The organism is Nocardia sp. NPDC004711 (genome assembly GCF_053601595.1).
Genome location: NZ_JBSGCB010000165.1, coordinates 1 through 2096, shown reverse-complemented (window position 1 = coordinate 2096; position 2096 = coordinate 1). Strand labels below are relative to the sequence as shown.

Sequence of the window (2096 nt, the reverse complement as noted above, 5' to 3'; positions counted from 1 at the left end):
TACGTTCCACAGATCGCGATCTAAGTACTCCACTCGCACACCGGCATCCCGATCCGGGGAGTCCTGCGCCGGGCTCTTTCTGCCCTGCGAGGCCGGTTCAGAGCTTGCTTAGCGCCGCCTTGATGAGGTCCGCCGTGCGGCGCGGCTGGGCAATGAAGGCCGCATGGGAGCCGTCGACCTCCTCGGTGCTCGCGCCCATCCGCTCGGCCATGAAGTGCTGTGCCTGAGGGGAGAGGGCGTTGTCGTGCCGGGCGATCTGGTACCAGGACGGGATGGACTTCCAACCGGCCCCCGTGGCCTGCTCAGCGAATGCCGCTGCCGCGATCGGCCGTTGGGCGAGGCTCATGGTCAGGGCCAGCTCGGCGGGAAGGTCGGCACACAACGACTCGTGGAAGCCGTCTGCGTCGATGTACAGGTCCGGGCCGCCCGCGGCGCCGTGCGCCTCGTAGGAGGTCGGCCGTATGGTCTCGGCCAGCATCGAGGGCGGGAAGGGGGCAATGAGGTCGGCGCAGCTTTCGCTCTCGTCGAGGCCGAACGCGGCGAGGTAGACCCAGACCCGCCACGTTGTCGAGGCCGGCGGAGGCCTGCGTGATCACGGCACCGCCGTAAGAGTGCCCCACCAGCAGGACGGGGCCGTGGATGTCACCGGCGACCGCGTGGACCACGGCCGCATCACCGGCCAGACCCCGCAAGGGGTTCGGCGCCGCGACGACGCGGTGCCCGGCAGCCGTCAGCTCGCGGATCACCCCCGTGAACCCGGAGGCGTCGGCAAAGGCTCCGTGCACCAGGACGACCACGGGCGCGCCCGACTCGGTCGGCTGGACGGTTTCGGACATGATTGGACTCCTTAGTACGAGTAGCTGAATTTCGCTACTGGTGTGAATGGGATGGTTGAGGAGACGCCGCAGCCGTAGCGGGAAGCGATGTTTGCCGACGGGTCTTCCACTCGCGCCGGGTGGGCTCCCCTCGGCCGTGCGTGTCCCGGTGTGGTTCGCGCGGGTGTGGCTGTTACCAGGACACTGGTCCGGCGTCGTCGAAGAACCCGCCGGTCGGTCCGTCGCCGGGCAGGGTCGCGAGGCGAATCGCGATTGCGGCGCCCTGTTCGGGCGTGCGCACGCCTTGGAAGCCGTTGAGGTCGGTGGCGGTGAAGCCGGGGCAGCCGTAGTTGATCAGGATGTTGGTGTCGCTCAGCTCCTTGGCGTATTGGACGGTGATGGCGTTGAGGGACGTCTTGGACGCCAGGTACGCAGCGGGAATCGGGCCCATGTCGATGCCGGGCGTGGTCTGCAGGGTGAGCGAGCCGACGCTGGTGGACATGTTCACGATCCGGGGCGATGCCGAGCCGCGCAGCATGGGCAGCATCGCGTTGGTGACCCGGATGACCCCGATCACGTTGGTTTCCACGACGACTCGCACGGTCGCGGGATCGACCGTGCTGGGCGTCTGCGGCATGCTGCCGGTGATCGCGGCGTTGTTGACCAGGACGTCGAGCCCGCCGACGCGGTCGGCGATCAGCTCGGCCGCGGCGGCCACACGTGCGTCGTCTGTCACATCGAGCGGAACGCCGACCGCGTCGGCGCCGGCTGCGCGCAGCTTGTCCACCGCGGTGTCGCGGCGCTGTTGATCCCGCGCGCCCACGCCGATTCGCCAGCCGAGGGCGCCCAGGCCCGTCGCGATCTCGTATCAGATTCCTTTGTTCGCACCGGTCACCAGCGCGATCTTCTGTTTGCTCACGCCATCGATCTTGGTGCGGACTCGGGTGGGGCGTCCAAGACCGACTGGGTGGGCGGCGATACCGCACGGGTATCGGTCGTTGTCAGCGCCGGATCGCTGGATGTTGTGATCATGCGAGTACCGCAGTGTCGGTCCAAACCGCCTGGGTGAGTGGAGGTTCCAGGAGGTTCCGTGAGCGTGTCGCACGGTGTGTCGCATCCTCTTGGGGCCGATGAGGTGGGGCGAATCAGTTTCCGGCAAAGTAGTTCTGGCCGACCGAAACCCGGCAATGCAGGACGTTCCGCTGGCCTCAGATCGCCTCGGCCGCTTGATCTTCGCTCACGTCGCGCTGGCCGATTGGGCCAGCGCGACATGCGGCATGA

Annotated in this window: 2 protein-coding genes and 1 pseudogene; all 3 read right to left on the bottom strand. The window is 67.7% G+C overall.

Going from position 1 to position 2096, the window contains the following annotated elements; genetic code table 11:
- Nucleotides 1–97: 97 nt before the first annotated feature.
- The 3 genes and pseudogenes from ACWEKS_RS49130 to ACWEKS_RS49120 all read right to left on the bottom strand — a co-directional run bounded on the left by ACWEKS_RS49130 (nucleotide 98) and on the right by ACWEKS_RS49120 (nucleotide 1677).
- Nucleotides 98–499 carry an alpha/beta fold hydrolase gene (locus ACWEKS_RS49130; RefSeq protein WP_452346575.1) on the bottom strand — a complete coding sequence of 134 codons (402 nt, stop codon included), beginning with the start codon at nucleotides 497–499 and terminating at the stop codon, nucleotides 98–100.
- Nucleotides 500–629: 130 nt separating this feature from the next.
- A pseudogene (locus ACWEKS_RS49125) lies at nucleotides 630–836 on the bottom strand (alpha/beta hydrolase); the annotation flags it as partial.
- Between the two features lie 172 nt (nucleotides 837–1008).
- Nucleotides 1009–1677: an SDR family NAD(P)-dependent oxidoreductase gene (locus tag ACWEKS_RS49120; protein ID WP_452346574.1), complete on the bottom strand. Its 669-nt coding sequence runs from the start codon at nucleotides 1675–1677 to the stop codon at nucleotides 1009–1011.
- Between the last annotated feature and the right edge of the window lie 419 nt (nucleotides 1678–2096).